Below are 17,962 nucleotides of genomic sequence, written 5' to 3' on the forward strand. Positions count from 1 at the left end.
GCCGAATGAAATCCTCCATTACGGTTGCCATTGTTGAAGATAAAGAGCCAATTCGCCAATCATTAGCCATTCTGATCGACGGCGCTGATGGGTTTGTATGCCAGGCGTCTTTTGAGACGGCCGAAGCGGCTCTCGATTACTTACCCAGCCATTGCGTTGATGTTGTCTTGATGGATATTGATCTTCCCGGCATGAATGGAATCGACTGCGTTCGTCATTTGAAGGCTCTGTGCGCCAGTACACAGTTTATGATGTGTACGATGTATGACGAGGATGAAACCGTTTTTGAAGCCCTCAAAGCCGGCGCTAATTCGTATATTTTGAAGCGGAGTCCACCGCACAAACTACTCGAAGCCATTACCGAACTTTACGAAGGCGGATCACCGATGAGCAGTACCATAGCCCGTAAAATCGCCGTTTCTTTCCACGCAGGCCCTGCTGCTCCTAACGAACTGGATGTATTGACACCCCGCGAGCGTGAAATCCTCGACCGGCTGGCCAAAGGCCATAGCCACAAGGAAGTAGCCAATGAGCTATTTGTCAGCCCGACTACCGTTCGAAAACACATTTTCAACATCTACGAAAAGCTCCAGGTACACTCTAAAGTTGAGGCTATCAATAAATACCTGGGCCGGAAATAAGGACGTAATAACTTCACTGACTATCTTCTGTTCAATCAATCGGTTCGTTGCCCGTAAATAAGGTAAACGATTTGAGTGGTAGCGGCTCTCCCACCGGAGACGCGTCTGGATCATCATCGAAATCCAGTCGAACCGATACCTGTTTTTCACGACAGAGTACTTCATAATACAGCGAGAATTCGTCCATCGGGATATTTGTGTTTCCATAGAAAACGCCACTCGATCGCTTCTCCATTGTTCCGGTCGACGCATGCTTTGCTTCTGGCACAAAACTCAGGCTGTAAAATTCAAGCTTCCCAGTATTATCCTTAAAATGAAGGTGAATAAACCGGCTTCTAAAGGGCGACTGGCTTTGACTATTTCCGTGCGCCAATAAAACAGAATAAGTATCAATTTCAGCGATAAAGGTTGCCATGGTGCTAACGCATTACAGGGTTTACTGAGGTAATATTATCATTCTTTGAGCAGGCTATCAAAATAGCATTAGCTTACGGCACTTAAGCAGGTAATTAATTCCTTGCCAGACTAGTATTGGCAGATCGATGCATAACCCCAACGAACAAGGCGCTGAAACTGTTTCTGTTCCTTCTCGCGGCCATTAACAGTATCCGTATCGGGTGTTAGCAGGTTTATCAGCGTTCGACGCTGAGGAAATTGTTCAGTAAAAACCTCGCTTAAAACAAAAGCTGAACTTATTAAGTGAACGGTTTCTTGGCCCTCAAAAAGCTTTTTCGGGACTTCCCTCCTACCTGACCACCGTCCACGAAAACCTCCCATTCATACCGAAGTAAGAGGTATGTTATTTGTTCCATAATCGAATGAATGTGTGGGTTCTGTTGAACACCATAGTATTTCCGGCGTCTTTAGTTCTTTTTTACCCCAGCCTACCCTTCATTCAGCCCCTATATGCAAACAAGAGAAACCAGTAGTAATGAGGTAAGTAGCCTGTACCGGAATTATGTCCTGGCGATGCTGACATTGGTTTACGTCTTCAACTTTGTTGACCGGCAGCTCCTTGTCATTCTCCAGGAGTCGATAAAAAAAGAGTTACACCTGTCGGATACCCAGCTAGGGATGCTCTCCGGGTTTACGTTTGCCCTATTTTATGTTACACTGGGTATTCCCATTGCTCGTCTTGCCGACAAAACAAATCGTAGAAATATTGTGGCCGCGTCGCTGGGGATCTGGAGCCTAATGACCGCCAGCTCGGGTCTGGTGCGAAATTACGTACAACTGTTGTTGGCCCGTATTGGCGTGGGAGTTGGGGAAGCAGGGGGAAGCCCGCCAGCCCATGCCATGATATCCGATTACTTCCCGCCGGAAAAACGATCTACAGCGCTTTCGATTTACTCAACTGGCATTTATTTCGGGGTATTGACAGGTTTCTTACTGGGTGGTTACCTGAACCAACAGCTTGGATGGCGAACGGCTTTTTTTGTAGTGGGTATACCGGGTGTTATTTTTTCATTGCTGTTTTATCTATCGGTGAAAGAACCCCGACGTGGAGCGACCGATACGAACGGATCGTCGGCCATAGAGTCACCTTCGTTACGCGAGGTATTAAAGCGATTGTATGCGACCAAAACTTTTGTATTTCTGGCGATGGCTACTGGTCTGCATGTCTTTTGTATTTATGGTCTGCTTAACTGGGCGCCCTCTTTCCTGGCCAGGATTCACAAGATGACGAACTCAGAAATAGGTGCTTTACTCGGCCCTATCTTTGGCATCGGCGGAGCAGTCGGTTCATTCACAGGTGGGTACCTGACGGATTATTTCGGAAAAAGAGATGAACGATGGTACCTGAAAATTCCGGCGTTTGCGATTGTTATCTCTATTCCGTGTGCAGCAGGAGCCCTTTTTCTGGAGAATACGGTTTACTCGGTATTCTGCTTAGGGTTAACCGCGTCGCTTCACAGTACCTATTTGGGGCCCTCAATTGCAGTATCCCATAGCCTTGTTCCAGCATCGATGCGTTCCCTGACGTCGGCTATTCTGTTTTTTGTACTCAATTTCATTGGGCTGGGTTTTGGGCCATTGGCGGTTGGCATGATCAGCGATGGGCTCGCTCCTTCTCTGGGTACCGAATCACTGCGATGGGCCATGTCGATCATCATCGTTATTAGTTTTGGATCGACCGCGCTCTTTTTTGTCGCTGCCAAAAAATTAGCGGTCGATCGACGGTTGACGAGTTGACTTTCAACTGATTTTCGGTAACTCTTTTCCTTGACCTACAAGTCCTTCCGTATTTTATTACTTGTTTGTTTTCGACCATTCTCTACAATGAACCGTTACCTAGCCGCCCTGTTTATTCTGGTTCCGTTTATTGTTTACTCCAGCACGGCCCAGGCACAAGCTAAAATTCTGACAGAAGCAGCACCGGCAGCTGGCGGCTTTTCTGCTGCCCGCCTTGCCCGATTGGATTCTGGTATGAGTAGTTGGGTCAAGCAGAAATGGGTAAATGGTTCAGTAGTTCTGATAGCCCGTCATGGCAAAATTGTTTTTTACAAAGCGCATGGATACAATGATCAACCGACGAATGCGCCACTCCATAAAAACGGAATCTTTCGGGTAGCCTCACAAACAAAGGCACTCACAACGGTGGCCGTGATGATGCTGTGGGAAGAAGGAAAGTTTTCGCTGGACGATCCGGTTTCCAGGTTCATTCCCTCCTTCGCCAATCAAAAAGTGTTGGCTAGCTTCCAGGCAAAAGACACCACTTATACGACCGTTCCGGCCAAACGACCTGTCACGATCCGTGATCTGCTGACCCATACATCGGGCCTGGGCTATCCAGCCATCGGGCCTCCGGCAGAGAGTGCCATTTATGCAAAAAACAATTTGACGGGTGGAGTTGGCACAAAAGGCCAGAAGCTTTCCGACGCCATGACCCGCCTGGGTAGTCTGCCGCTCTTTTTTCAACCCGGTGAACAATGGAAATATGGGTTAAATATGGATGTATTAGGTTATTTGATTGAGAAATGGTCAGGTCTGACACTAGAGGATTTTTTTCTGAAGCGGATCTGTCAGCCCCTTGGAATGAACGATACTTATTTTAATGTGCCCCCTGAAAAAGGCCCCCGACTGGTCAATTTTTTCCTGGGCGATTCTACTGGAAGAATCCAAAAGCAGAGCTCGGTTTTTGGTGGCGCACTCGACATGAACTACCCACTCCAAAAACATGACTATTTTTCGGGCGGTGGCGGTTTGTCAACCACCATTTATGATTATGCGGTTTTCCTGCAAATGTTGTTAAATGGTGGCGAATACAAGGGTGTACGGCTGTTGGCTCGCAATACGGTTCGTCTGATGACCATGAATCAAATTGGCGACCTGAGTCCTAATGTTGGTGATCATGCCAGCGATAATAAATTCGGGTTTGGCTTTTTGGTTATTTCAGAAAATGGCAGTCGATTTACCCCCAGCCAGGCAGGTACTTATTCCTGGGGTGGCGTGTTTTCCACCTCCTATTGGGTTGATCCTAAAGAGGATATGCTCGTCTTGATTTACCGGCAAATGTGGGGGCCGTATGTTACAAATACTGACAAAGCGTTTAAACCGTTGGTGTACCAGGCGATAAACGATTGATGAATAAATCGATTTCATAAGCCAGAACACTTGTCGGGTTATAAAGTAGTTGACCTTCTATTTTCCATTCCCTGCAACCTACTTTGTACTAATGTCGACAGTGATCTGCTTAAATCATGTAGCATCTTACACTGTCTGGACTGCACATGCCGGACAGAGCTGAGTGGGCGACCAGCAAATAAATCATACCCACAAACCCGCAATAGATACGGGGATTTCCCCATTGATTCCGCCCAGAAATAGGGGTTCATTTGTCAGAGCGTAGACTCGGCAGCTTTGCCTGCACCATCCAGTTTGATATGCATTGGGTTCGATATCGTAAAAATCAAAACAGGCCAAATAACTATTTCACCATCAGATACTTTAGCCTGTTTCCTCTGACACCAAACTATGAATAATCCAACCATTAAGGATAAGAACCGTTCGCTTCGGCCGTGTGAAATTCTTGAGGAAGAATACGAGCATGTACACGGTGCCCCCCCGGAGGGTGAACAGGCTAAACAGTATGCTAAGTATCAAGACTGGTTTGGCGAAATTGTACTGTTAAACGAAGATGAATTGTTGGGTGAACTACAGAAATGGCTTACGCTAACGGAAGCTACCGAACTAGCTACGACAAAGGCTTTACCCAATGAACTTCGTTATATAAAGCTGGCAAAATGGCTTAAAACAGCCGATTCTGGAGTGGCGACACTCGGCAGGGAGGAAAAACTAAACCTGATTAGAACGGTTCTTGCGGAAAAACTTAAACAAGATTTGCCGACAACAGAACCCTGGATGACGAACGATCCACTGAGGCCCTATACTCGCGGTTTACTTAAGTATCACCAGAAAAAACCGGTTAAATCCCCGACAGGAAAAGAACCTCCTCAACTAGCTACTGCTGGTTTGACTATGAAATGGATGCAAGGGCCGACCTATTCATCCGAAAAGCAGCAACTGCTCAATCGGTTTCTGCTCGAAGATACATTCGTTGGCTACGTTGAGCGGGTCGATGATCGGCGGCTGGCTAAGATCTTCCGGCTGATGTATGAAAGTGGTCAGACTGCGCTCTGTTTTTCCGGCGGGGGTATTCGAAGCGCCACCTTTGGGATGGGTATTTTACAAGGTCTCGTCAAAGTTGACCTGCTGGATAAATTTACGTACCTCTCCACAGTGTCGGGAGGTGGCTATCTGGGGAGCTGGCTCAGCGCCTGGATTCATAATGAAGGGTTTCAGGCAGTGAATGAAAAATTACGGCAGCATGCCGAATCGCCCCTTGAGCCCGAGGCTATTCCGGTGCGTCACCTTCGTCGATATAGCAACTACCTGAGCCCGGTGCTGGGGCTATTTTCGGCAGATAGCTGGACGTTAGGGGCGATTTACCTGCGTAATCTGCTGTTGTTGTGGCTAATCATTCTGCCCCTGCTGGCTGCATTTACCGCCTTGCCGTGGGTCATCGCATCGCTGGTCGAACTCAACATGAGCAATGCGCCATACTGGATAACTGCTATCGTGGCTTTGGGTGCTTTAAGTACGATTATTGGTACTGGATTTGTCCATGCGTTTCGACCCCGTTCAGAGGCTGTTTACAAGAAAGAGCAACAGGTCGAATCAAAGCGAGATCAGTCAGCCTTTCTGTGGTTTTGCCTGCTTCCTTTAGCGCTTGCCATCATTTGCTGGATGCTGGGCTGGCGTTGGTTTGAGCAATTGAATCCCGAAACATCGTATTTTCTGATGGGTCTGAGAGAGTCGTTGAAACTAAACGGCCCCGATGGTCTGGATATTTTCGCCTGGGGTGGTTGGGTCATTATGGGAGGAACCACAGTCGCGCATTTTCTGGGCTGGGCTGGGTCGATTCCTTTTCAGTCGCAGGAGCGGAAAAAGGAAAAGAAGCAATGGTGGAAGCGCTTGCTGGAACCAGTTGTTGTCATTTTTACCGGTGCCTTCGCTGGGTTTCTGTTGCTACTGACAGCCAAACTGTTGCATACAAGTTATGTGCATATCGCCGACGGGATTGCCTATACCTGCCTAGCCGTACCTGGATACACGATTTCGTTGCTGCTGGCGGGTTATGTGTTTGAGGGATTAATGAGCGTGATGACTGATGATGGTGAACGCGAATGGACAGCCCGCTACAGTGCCTGGTTGCTGATCCTGGCGTCCGGCTGGCTGGTTACTATGGGCCTCGTTCTGCACGGGCTGAATCTGGCGAATCAACTTGCCGGAGCCATTGGAATATCCACAACGGCCGGTGTTGGACTGGGGTCGGGGATTTTGACCGCGCTATTGGGACAAAGTTCGAAAACGGCGGGCAAAGAGAAGGACGCCAACAAAGGAGCGCCAAGTGCCCTTAGCCGACTGATTCCCTACCTGACTTTACCCGTGGTGGCTATTATCGCTGCCATCAGCCTGTTCATTTTACTGTCGCTGCTCGACATGATTTTGATCCGATGGGTTATCTCCTGGATTGACATTAACCAGTATCACCTACTTAAATTCAATGCCGGAGAATTGGCATGTGTCAACCCGATTGTACCACTTAGTGTCATGGTAGGGCTTACGGTGGCGGGTGGGTTGTTAGGCTGGCCAATCAATACGAACAAGTTTTCTCTGCATGCCCTCTATCGCATGCGGCTGATTCGAGCCTATCTGGGCGCTTCCCGTCCACCCGGCGAACGCCAGCCAGATCCGTTTACGGGCTTTGATGAAACCGACAATATCTATATGGGCTGTATGCGTCCGCCAAACTCCTATGCCCGAACAATCTCCGAAAAAGATATAAACCGAAAAGTACCGTTCCATATCATCAACATTGCCCTAAATCTGGTAGCCGGAAAGAATCTGGCGTGGCAGGAGCGTAAGGCCGAGTCATTCACTGTTTCGCCCCTTCATGGGGGCGCTCTATATCTGGGTTATCGGCGCACGTTTCTGGAAGATAATAAAGGCTGTCCGGACCCCGATGAAGATGATTGCTATTATGGCGGGAAGAAAGGGATAACCCTGGGAACGGCGATGACTATTTCCGGTGCGGCTGCGAGCCCAAATCAGGGCTATCATTCTTCCCCGGTGATTGGTTTTTTGATGACACTGTTCAATGTTCGGCTGGGCTGGTGGCTAGGCAATCCGGGGCCCGCGGGCGACAAAACGTTCCACAAATCGTCGCCAACGCTGACCATTAAGCCAATTCTTGACGAAATGACGGGCAATACCGACGATGTCAACCCGTATGTTTATCTGTCGGATGGCGGGCATTTTGAAAACCTGGGTTTGTATGAAATGGTACTTCGCCGGAATCGGGTGATTGTCGTTTCCGACGCCGGTTGCGATGGAACCTGTACGCTGGAAGACCTCGGCAATGCCATTCGGAAAATACGAATCGATCTGGGAATCTCAATCGACTTTCCGTTGGGGTTTGATATCTACGCACGCACCTTTGTAACTTCCGAACCCAAAAAATACCTGGCTATTGGTCGGATCCGCTATTCGGAAGGCCCTTGCGGAATTCCTGCCAGGAGTGGAACGAAAGCGAAACGATCAAAATCAAACGCTGGCATCACCAACATCGAAGAAGATAGCCCGTTGACTTTTGCGGAAACGGATGGGATTCTTTTGTACATCAAACCCGCCTTCTACGGCCAGGAGCCTCGCGATATCTTCAATTATGCATCAGTTCAGAAAGCCTTTCCGCATGAATCCACAGGCGATCAGTTTTTCAGCGAAAGCCAGTTTGAAAGCTATCGGGCGCTTGGCATGTATGTGATGGAATGTATAAAAACTGACCTTAAAAAGGACTTTAACCTATCGCCGGTTGACTTTTTCAATAAAGCGAAGTGGGGTGATTGCATCCGGGCACTAAATAAAAAAATAAAAAAAATTAACAGCCCCTCAAATTTGGCGAAACCTTTCTAACCGTTGCCGAACAGTCATTCATAATTAAAACAAGTAAACATATGCAGGTACTCAAACAAGGCAGTAACGGCGCTGATGTTAAAAAATGGCAATTTTTTCTCATTGGGCAGGGGTTTGAAATAGGTAAAGCCGATGGTGATTTCGGACCGAGAACTCATGAAGCTACAGTGGCTTTTCAGCAACAGCATGGACTCCTTCCTGATGGAGTCGTAGGCGACAAAACGGTGGGGATAGCCATGCAACTGAATTTCCCCGTACTTACCAATGTAGATACCGCAATGGAAGGGCCTAACTGGCCCCCACGACCCGATTTTCCGGCATTAATTGGCCTGAAAGCACGTCAGGATCTGTTTGGAAAATTCACCTTTGAGTCCGCTCCTGTTCCTGGGAACCCCGAGAATATTAAGATTCTGGGAAATTGGCAAGATAACAATATTGTAAACGTAACTATTTCACAACTAGCCGGTATACCTGGCGCACCGGCATCTGGAACGATTCCGTTTCATCGACTCGCCGTGCCACAACTTCAGGACATGTGGGCGGAGTGGGAGAGCGCGGGTTTGATTGATCGAGTGTTAAGTTATGGTGGTTCATTTGTCCCCCGATTTATCCGAGGGAGCAGAACAACCCTGAGTAACCATGCATTCGGAACAGCTTTCGATATCAATGTAGCCCAGAATAAGCTTGGGACTACGCCAGCCTTAGTGGGCAAGCCGGGGTGTGTGCGCGAACTTGTACCCATTGCCAACAGACACGGTTTTTTCTGGGGAGGGCATTTTAAAAGCCGCCTGGATGGAATGCATTTTGAAGTTGCTCAATTGACGTAAAGAAAAGAAAAGCGACACCCCAATCACCACAAAACTAGTGGATTAGCGCTATACGCTTTACACAACTAATTTACCAGTCATGTGGCCCACTTCATAGCATAGGTTCCGGCTACCGACGGCCGGCTAAATAACGTCGAATGGGCTCATCATATAGCACCAGTACCAGATAGGCGAATACAACAAGTAAAATGCCCCCGGTTACCACAATCAGTGACAGATGCAGCGTATCCGGTTTCTGACTGGCCAAATAGCTGCCGAAGATCCACATAGCCCCGTAGTGGGTCATATAGAGCGGATAGGAAAGTTTGCCCGAGAACACACACAATTTTTTAAGTCCAGGCGATAGGGTAGCCCCTGCTCCAGCCGCAATCAGGGCTGGAAAATAGAATAGCACAATGATCGGTTCGACCAACCAGTTCCATCGGGTAAAGGGCACGAGAAATGCCAGAATAAGTAGTCCCGCCACACCCGTGAAGCCAAGGCTATTCTTCAGTATCCAGTTGGCCCGGTAAATGAATAACCCGGCCAGAAACGAGTACGCTACACGGGCACAGCCATCCCAGAAGTTAGACCCTGCCCATCCGCCCAACAGATTTCCTGCCCGGTAGCTAACGAAACAGAGTGCTACTGCCGCCAGTACGATGAATACGGACAGATAGCGACGGCCGATCCGGTATAATACAAGGGCATAAATGATATTGGCCATGTATTCCCAGAATAATGACCACGCTGGCGCATTAAAACTGAACAGGTTGAAAGCCCGTTCTTTCATGATGGGCAACGGAATGAGGAATATCGAGCAAACAAAGGTCAGCAATAGGTTTGCCCGACCAATTAAACCGGGCTGAGCCGCAAACGGATCGAACAGAAACCCCAGCAAACCTAGTACCGATCCTAAAATGACAAGGGGGTGCAATCGAATCAATCGTAGTCTAAAAAACGCTGCGAGCCCCAATAGACGGATTCGGTCGTCATACGCGTAGCCGATGACAAAGCCCGATAAGCAAAAGAAAAAATCGACGGCTAAAAAACCGTGGGCGATAAAATTCCGGCTGGGATCGGGATACACCCACTCCATGAAATGAAAGATTACGATGGCCAGTGCTGCCACTCCGCGCAATCCATCCAGAATAACAAAGTGTTGCTTTGTGCTTATCGTAGCCGAATTTATTTCTCCCATGCGTAAACGGTTGCGTCTTTACTTAGAACCTGCGCAAATTTTGTCATATTTTCTGAGTCGGCACGGCGAAATCAATAATCATGAATGGTAAGCGCCTGTTAAAAAAACGTAGATGACTGGTTGTAGTTGAGAGTTATTATAATCGAAATCAAGTGATTGTGGCAGCACAGCATGATCAGTTTGGTGAAGCCGTAAAACAGCAAGAAGTCCTTTCGTACTGCCTCCTTCTCCTATTGCAATCAGAGTTCTCATGCAATAAAAGGGCAGTTAACACTATCGACTGGTACTCTACCAATTTATAGTTTATACGTACTAGTCATGAATGGGGTTGATTATAAACCTATAAGCCGGGCCGCCATTGCGGTTTCAAAAACCTTATAGGTTTAAATTAAGCGAATGGTCTTTATCCGATACATCCCTTAATTCTGTTTTTGCGGATTAGGAAGCACCTTCTCGATTTCTGAAGGCGGAAGGGTAAAGGACGTTTTCTGCTTTTCGTATTCTTTGGTCAAATCCGCCACAATCTCAGGATAGTCTTTGGCCAGGTCATATTTTTCGCTGGGGTCATTATCGATATTGTAGAGTAACGGAGTCGCGTGTACGTCCGGGGCTGCTGGTGAATAGGATGCGTGGGTCAGGAAATGGGCCTTCCAGGAACCTTTACGGATTGCATAAACCTGCTCATTCAGGTAATACGGCAGCATTTCACGAGCTTTTTCTTGTTGACCAAACAGTACACCGGATTGGTCAATTCCATCCAGTACCCGGTCTTTAGGCAAACTTGCTTTTGCCACCGCAGCAATCGTTGGGAGCAGGTCCATATTGCTCATAAGAGCGTTACTGGTCACGTTTGCTTTAATTTTACCAGGCCACCAGGCAATACCCGGAACGCGCATTCCGCCCTCATAGGTCGAATTTTTACCTTCATACAGCAGGCCCGCTGAGCCGCCGTGATCCTTCTGAACGAGCCAGGGACCATTGTCGCTGGTGAAAACAACAAGCGTGTTCTGATCCAGTTTAAGTTCCTTCAGCGTTTTCAGTATTTGCCCCACACTCCAATCTAACTCCGCAACCACATCACCGTACAAACCACGAGGGCTTTTCCCTTCGAAATCGGGCGAGGCATACAGGGGTGTATGGGGAAAATTACTGGCGTAATACATCAGAAACGGTTTGTCTTTGCTCCGTTTGATGAATTGAATGACCTCATCGGTATAGCGTTTGGTCAGAAAATGCTGATCCGGTTCTTCTTCAATGATGGTTTCATTTTTATACAGGGGCAAAGCCGGAGCGTTCGCACGAGGACCGGGCGGTATGCCATAAACACCCGCTTTACTTGTCGTAAAGACTTTCCCCATGTCATTGGAGTAGGGCGTACCAAACCAGTAATCGAAGCCCTGCCGGGTCGGCAAAAACTCCTGCAGATGGCCAAGGTGCCACTTACCAACCAATCCGGTTGCATAGCCTTTCTCTTTAAGCATCTCGGCGATGGTTACTTCGCTCAGGGGCAAACCGCTGGCCGAATTCTGCCGGAATACATCCCCTTTACCGTACACACCCGTGCGAGCCGGAAGCCGACCGGTGAGCAGTGCCGCCCGACTGGGTGTACAAACGGCAGCGCCCGAGTAAAACTCCGTGAAGCGCATGCCTTCGACGGCCATTCGGTCCAGATTTGGCGTTGAAATAGTTGGGTGACCATAACACCCCAAATCGCCGTAGCCTAAATCATCGGCCAGAATAACAATGATGTTCGGTGCTTTTTGCGATTGAGCAACTACCGGAAAGCCCAAAAGTACCAGGAGCAGACTTCCCCAAAAATGGGTGTTTATGCGATTAATCATGCTGTTAGCTAAGTTGAGGGTAGGATTTAATAACCTGGATTCTGATCTGTCGGGGCAATATCCGGATTATTATCAATTTCCTGCTTGGGAATCGGCATTAGTAAGACCGAATTTGGAATGTCGATACCTTTTGCTGCTTTAATGACTGACTTGGCGGTGCCCGTACGGACGAGATCATACCAGCGTTTACCTTCTGCGATAAATTCATAAGCCCGTTCCTTCAGGACTAAATCCCGAAACGTGGCCGCTGTCTGACCAGCTAACGTAAAATCGACCGATGACGGGCTTCCCGGCGCAAAGCCATAGGCCCTTCTGTGAACCATATTCAGTCGTTCCACCGCCAGCGCCGTTGGCCCTTGACTAGCCTGACTAGCCGCTTCCGCATAAATCAGCAAGGCATCGGCGTAGCGGTAGATTGGAAAATCGTTGCCACTGGCTATCGAAGCCGGAGCACCTGTATCTTTAAATTTTCCAAATCGAATGGGTTGTGTCGCGCTGTTGGCAACAATAGTGCCTGCTTTGTTGGGTCCTGCGGTATACAGATTATACCCTTTCCGTAAATCCGTGTCGGCCCAGTCGCGCAGTAGCGGGTAGGTTGGGAAACCGAAGAACGTACCGAAGCCGTTTATGGCCCAGAGGCTGGTCGGCAGATGATAGAATTGAGGCAGCGCCGAACCCGCGGCCACACTCCGCTGAAACTTAATGGAGAAGATTTCTTCGGCCGTCGTGACAACACCAGCGCCAAAAATGTTCTCAAAATCAGCAGACTGCTTTATAGTAACCAGCGAGTAAGCTGCCGACGCAATAACCTCCTCGGCTTTATCGCGGGCATTAGCCCATTGTTCCCGCACTAAATAAATATCCGCCAGCATCGTTTTTGCTGAGCCTGAGGTGGGTTTACCGGCAAGCGATTGTGTCAGGGGCAGGCTGGTCTCTGCTAGTTTTAAATCGGCTATAATCTGTGCATAGACAGTCTCGACGGTTTCGCGCTTGCCGCCAACAGCCGTCAGATCCTGTGTTGGTTGAGTCCGAACAGGAACCCCGCCAAAGTTTTTGACGAGATTATAATAGGCCAGCGCCCGTAGAAAATAGGCTTCACCCAGTAACTGTTTCTTTTGCGTTTCATCCATCGAAATAGCGGGAATGTACTTCAGTGCCAGGTTGGCCGCATCGATGGTTTTGTAAAATCCCGCCCAAAACTGATCCGTTACGGCAATGATGGGTGTCGTAATCTGATACTGCGACATAGGAATGTAAAATCCCTGTCCGGATGCATAATCCTCTAGAGCAGTCGTATGAGCCAGATACCGGAAACCGTATAACGTAGTGGTATGGAGTGTACTGGATACCGCACTGATTGCCGAGTTAGCATCAGCCGCCGTTTTGTAAAAGTTCGTCGTGGCCAACAAACTTTCGGGCTTTTCGATTAGTATTTCCTTACAGGAAAAAGTCAGCAGGCTCGTACTGAGTAGACAGAATATAATATTTTTTCTCATGGCTTGTTGGCAGAAAAGTAGGGTTTAGAAACCAATGCGGGCACCAATCGTATAGGTACGGGCGGAGGGGTAGCCGGTTTGGTCGATGCCCACCGAAATGGAGGAAGCCCCTCCCAGCGTATTGACCTCCGGATCAAACCAGGAATAGTTGGCAAACGTGAGCAAATTCTGGCCACTCACATAGAGCTGCGCACTGCGGAGCCATTTCAAATCCCATTTGGTTGTTGGTACATTGTAGGCCAATTGTATATTCTTCAGGCGCAGGAAGGAACCGTCCTCTACAAATCGATTCGACTCCTTAAAGGATGTACTGGCGCTGATCTTCGGATACCTGGCGTTGGGGTTTGGATTGGCCACTGTCCAGTGATTATCGAAGACATCTTTAATCTGGTTTTCGCCAAAGTACATGCTACTGGCCTGATTGGTCAAGTTGGCATTGAAAATATCTCCGCCCTGTTTCCCCAGCCAGAACATTGTAAGGGTGAAATCTTTGACAGAAATGTTTGTGTTGAAGTTATACAGAAAATTGGGGTTCGGATTGCCGATAATGGTCTTGTCGGCCAGGGTAATAGCCCCATCCCCATTCAGGTCCTGGTATTTAATAGCCCCTTTTTCATCCAGACCGTTTTCCAGATACCCATAGAAAACCCCCACGGGCTGGCCAACCCGGATCAGGTTAACGGCTACCGACAGTGGCTGTTGCAGGAGTGTGCCAAACACATCACTTCCGCCTGCGAGTTGAACCACTTCGTTGCGATTCCGGGTAAAATTGACGTTTAAATCCCACTTGATGGCTTTCCTATTGATCAGGTTGGCGTTTAACCCCAACTCGATGCCGCTGTTACGAATTTGTCCGATATTTTGTATGGTACTGGTGTAGCCGGTTGATTGTTGAAGCGGTACGGTAGCCAGTAGATCCCGCGTGTTTTTCTGGTAGTAATCGAGGGTTAAGGAAAACCGGTTTCGTAAAATGGCAATGTCCAAACCCGCGTTAAATTGCCCGGTCGACTCCCATTTCAGATCAGGATTGACGAGCAAAGAACCCGTTAACTGGCCCACGTAAAGCTGATCATTGTAGACCGTGTTGACGGGGCTTAACGTAAACAGCGTCTGGTAGGGCAAAAGAGCCGTGTTACCCGTGATCCCGTAAGAAAGACGAAGTTTTAAGTCTGAAATGGTTCGTATATTCTGGGCAAATGGTTCATCGATGATACGCCAGCCAAAGGCCGCTGAGGGGAAGTAGCCCCATTTGTTATTGACGCCAAAGCGGGATGAACCATCTGCCCGAATACTGGCCGTCAGCAGATACCGACTTTTATAGGAATAGTTAGCGCGGGCCAGATAGGAGAAAAGTGCCCATTTGTAGGAAGTGCTGGTCGGTACACCTGGATTGCTCCCTACGCCGATATTCTCCGATTCCAGTCCTTCGTAATTGAAGCCGGTAGAACTGGTTGCAAACGAACGGCTTTTTTCCTGCTGATACGTAACACCTCCTAATAGCGTTAACTCGTGATTGGCTGGAAGTTGAGGCATATACGTAGCCGTATTTTCATTCAGGATATTGGCCCGACTGCCGTAGGTAATAGTTGCCGAACCGGCGGGGGTCGTTGAAATTACAGCCGGGGAATAAAAATCGCCCCGGATCGAGCTATTTTCGATACCGATCGATGAGCGTAGGGTCAGGTTTTTAACGGGCTCATAACTAACTGCGGCACTGGTCAGGATATAGACTTCGTTGTTTTTCTGGTGCCGGGCTTCGGCCAGCGCCAGTGGATTCTCCAGGCTGTTAGGACTGAACGCATAGGGCTTCACATAACTGTAATTACCCAAATTATCATAGGGAGCAATAGTGGGTGGGGAACCCAGCGCAGCCGATATTACTGTACTGCCTTTCTGTCCGTTGTCGTTCAACAACTGGGAGCGATCCGTATTGGTCAGTACCGCGTTATAGAACAGGCGGACTTTATCCCCCAGCTTCTGATTCAGATTGACACGGAAATTTTCCCGGTTGTAATCTGAGCCCCGAATAATACCCTGTTGGCCAAAATAATTGCCCGACACCGCATATTGCGTATTCTCATTTCCTCCCGTTACCGACAGCGTATGGTTCTGCATCGGTGCCTGGCGGAAGATAACGTCCTGCCAATCGGTGCCCGGTGACCGCCCAAAGGCACTAATCTGGTCGGGGGTAAAATAAGGGGCAAAGCCATCATTGATTGCCCGTTCGTTGGCTAACGTAGCAAACTCCTGAGCGTTCATCAGGTTTATTTTTTTATTTACCTGCTGCACAGCATAATAACTATCCAGCGATATCTGGGTTTTGCCCGCTTTACCGCGTTTGGTTGTAATGATGATAACACCATTCGCCCCTCTGGAGCCATAGATAGCCGTTGCCGAGGCATCTTTCAGGACCTCCATCGATTCAATATCGTTTGGACTGATGGCGTTTGGCGCACCCGACAAGGCAAAGCCATCTACGACATATAGCGGTTCGTTACTTCCTTGCAATGAGTTACCGCCCCGAATGCGTACACTCAGGGTTGTACCGGGTTCGCCCGAGTTCTGTAAAACCTGTACACCGGGAGTGCGTCCCTGTAGTCCCTGAACGGCATTAATGGTTGGATAGGCCGTCAATTCTTTGGCCGACACCGAACCCAGCGAGCCAGTAATGTCACTTTTCTTAACGGTTCCATACCCGACGACGACGACTTCATTTAGGGTTTTATTATCGGGCATTAATTGAATATCGATCGTCGACTTCGTGCCGATAGCGATTTCCTGAGACGTGTATCCCACCAGCGAAAAAACCAGAGTAGCATTCCCTCCTTCCGAGATAGTCAGTTTAAATTTCCCGTCGACGTCCGTTGTAGTTCCTCGAGTTGTCCCTTTCAAGAGCACATTGACACCCGGTAATCCAGCCTTGTTTTCATCGATAACCTGCCCAGCAATGGCCTGGTCAATTGCCTGTAGATTCTTCTCCGAGACTGCATTGGACAAGCCCGGCTTTGCGTTGACGTCCGTTGTTTCCAGGCTGGTCAATGATCCGGTGGCGCTAACACCTGGCAAACCTATTATACTGGTAGACAGGCCTTTATCTACCCGATGTCCAGTTATTAAATAAGCCCCGTTTTTTACTTTACGATAGCGAAGCCCGGTATTCTTGAGAACCATTTTCAGGTTTTCTTCCAGGTCGACTTTCTGATCAATGATATTGGTCGGTACGACCAGACCCCGCACGAGCTGATCGCCATACAGGATATCTACCCCGAAAAGTTGTTTGAGATCTTTCAGGGCGTCGGTTAATAATCGTGTCGTATTGTCGGTAACTCTGGCAGGCGAATGAATCGGCTGCGGGGCGAAAACGGGCAAAGCAGTAGCTGATTGACCGGAAAAAGTCAGGCAAACTACCAGCCCCAGCGTTGGAAGGCCAGTAAAACAGGAAAGCATACAAGAAGGGTTAAATAGGTTGGGGAGCCAGCAGCACTTTGTCGCCCTGCCGGGTAATCCGAATGTTTAAGGCTTCGGCAATAATGGATAATAAGTCATCCGCACTTTGAGCCGGATAGGCACCCGATAACGTCAGCGCTGCCGTTTCGGGATCGGAAATTTCCAGGCTCATACCAAAATTTTCCTGGAACAGATACGTAATTTCCTTGAGTGAGGTCTCCTCAAAGACATACCGATGGTCCCGCCAGGCCGCATAGTTAGCCGGTTGCGGGATTGGCTTCAGACGGGCAACGCCATTGCGTTTCAGGTTAACCAGATCACCTGGTTTGAGGGTTACCTGTTGTTCGCCCTGGCCTGCCTGCTGATAATGGAGTTCAACCTTCCCTCGCTGCAGCACGACCTGCGTACCCCGAGGTCGGGCATACAATGTGAATTCTGTACCCAGCACGACAACATCGGCCCCATTGTCGGTTTTGACCACAAATCGCTGATTGTTAGCCATGTGTGTAACTGAAAATAACGCTTCACCATCCAGCCAAACCTGGCGGGTTTCGCGTCCGAAACCAAACCGAGGTACTCGTAAAGTGGAGTTGGCATTGAGCGTTACCTGGCTGCCATCTTCCAGTTGAACGACGCGCGTCTGACCATACGCAGTTTCGTAATTTTTATTCAGTAGTTGCTGACGAAACGTAAAGCTGCCCACCATGATGGCAACGGAGGCCGCTACTGCCCAAAGCAACCAGTTTCGACGTGTAGGCGTGGGTAATGCCATACGTATTGCTTCACCTGCCTGCACGTCCGTCGGGCGATCACTGGTTAAAAAATTGGTATAGCTCGTTAGCGCGCTTTGCTGATCGGCTACGTACTGCAAATGAGATTGCTCCCATTCTTCCAGCCACTCATAAAATAGTTCTTCATGGCGAGGATCTTCACACCATTCATCGATCAGCTTCCGCTGCAAGGTAGTTGCCTTGCCCGCAAATGAGTCGAAAATAAGTTGTTTATTGACGAGTTGATTCATGTCCAGGAGTATTTAGTAGGATGACACATTTGG

The 17,962-nt window shown here is 48.6% G+C and carries 11 protein-coding genes; 5 read left to right on the forward strand and 6 right to left on the reverse strand.

Annotated elements, in window-relative coordinates:
* Positions 1 to 5 precede the first annotated feature (5 nt).
* On the forward strand, positions 6 to 641 hold the full coding sequence (locus GJR95_RS06770) for a response regulator (protein WP_162385150.1): 636 nt from the start codon (positions 6 to 8) through the stop codon (positions 639 to 641).
* 31 nt (positions 642 to 672) lie between these two features.
* On the opposite strand, the gene GJR95_RS06775 is transcribed toward GJR95_RS06770, so the two are convergent.
* Entirely contained in the window at positions 673 to 1,056 is a 384-nt protein-coding gene (locus GJR95_RS06775; RefSeq protein ID WP_162385151.1) for a hypothetical protein, read from the reverse strand.
* A gap of 491 nt (positions 1,057 to 1,547) precedes the next feature.
* Here GJR95_RS06775 and GJR95_RS06780 point away from each other — a divergent pair, with 491 nt between their 5' ends.
* From GJR95_RS06780 to GJR95_RS06795, 4 genes are all read left to right on the forward strand, one after another.
* A complete protein-coding gene (locus GJR95_RS06780; protein WP_162385152.1) occupies positions 1,548 to 2,834 on the forward strand; it encodes a spinster family MFS transporter in 1,287 nt (428 codons plus the stop codon).
* A gap of 87 nt (positions 2,835 to 2,921) precedes the next feature.
* Complete coding sequence (locus GJR95_RS06785; RefSeq protein WP_162385153.1) at positions 2,922 to 4,226, forward strand: serine hydrolase domain-containing protein; 1,305 nt, start codon at positions 2,922 to 2,924, stop codon at positions 4,224 to 4,226.
* Between the two features lie 390 nt (positions 4,227 to 4,616).
* Positions 4,617 to 8,117, forward strand: coding sequence for a patatin-like phospholipase family protein (locus GJR95_RS06790; protein ID WP_198424815.1), 3,501 nt, complete (start codon positions 4,617 to 4,619; stop codon positions 8,115 to 8,117).
* Between the two features lie 41 nt (positions 8,118 to 8,158).
* Positions 8,159 to 8,944 (forward strand): M15 family metallopeptidase, encoded by a 786-nt coding sequence (locus GJR95_RS06795; protein ID WP_162385154.1) that lies wholly within the window; start codon positions 8,159 to 8,161, stop codon positions 8,942 to 8,944.
* Positions 8,945 to 9,053: 109 nt separating this feature from the next.
* Here GJR95_RS06795 and GJR95_RS06800 read toward each other — a convergent pair whose 3' ends face one another.
* The 5 genes from GJR95_RS06800 to GJR95_RS06820 all read right to left on the reverse strand — a co-directional run bounded on the left by GJR95_RS06800 (position 9,054) and on the right by GJR95_RS06820 (position 17,929).
* Positions 9,054 to 10,124: an acyltransferase family protein gene (locus GJR95_RS06800; RefSeq protein ID WP_162385155.1), complete on the reverse strand. Its 1,071-nt coding sequence runs from the start codon at positions 10,122 to 10,124 to the stop codon at positions 9,054 to 9,056.
* A gap of 419 nt (positions 10,125 to 10,543) precedes the next feature.
* On the reverse strand, positions 10,544 to 11,965 hold the full coding sequence (locus GJR95_RS06805) for a sulfatase family protein (RefSeq protein WP_162385156.1): 1,422 nt from the start codon (positions 11,963 to 11,965) through the stop codon (positions 10,544 to 10,546).
* A gap of 26 nt (positions 11,966 to 11,991) precedes the next feature.
* Complete coding sequence (locus GJR95_RS06810) at positions 11,992 to 13,461, reverse strand: RagB/SusD family nutrient uptake outer membrane protein (protein WP_162385157.1); 1,470 nt, start codon at positions 13,459 to 13,461, stop codon at positions 11,992 to 11,994.
* A 24-nt stretch (positions 13,462 to 13,485) separates the two neighbouring features.
* Positions 13,486 to 16,908 (reverse strand): SusC/RagA family TonB-linked outer membrane protein, encoded by a 3,423-nt coding sequence (locus GJR95_RS06815; protein ID WP_162385158.1) that lies wholly within the window; start codon positions 16,906 to 16,908, stop codon positions 13,486 to 13,488.
* A 10-nt stretch (positions 16,909 to 16,918) separates the two neighbouring features.
* Positions 16,919 to 17,929, reverse strand: coding sequence for a FecR family protein (locus GJR95_RS06820; protein ID WP_162385159.1), 1,011 nt, complete (start codon positions 17,927 to 17,929; stop codon positions 16,919 to 16,921).
* Positions 17,930 to 17,962: the final 33 nt, after the last annotated feature.

Origin of the sequence: Spirosoma endbachense, assembly GCF_010233585.1 — a bacterium.
Classification (GTDB): Bacteria; Bacteroidota; Bacteroidia; order Cytophagales; family Spirosomataceae; genus Spirosoma; species Spirosoma endbachense.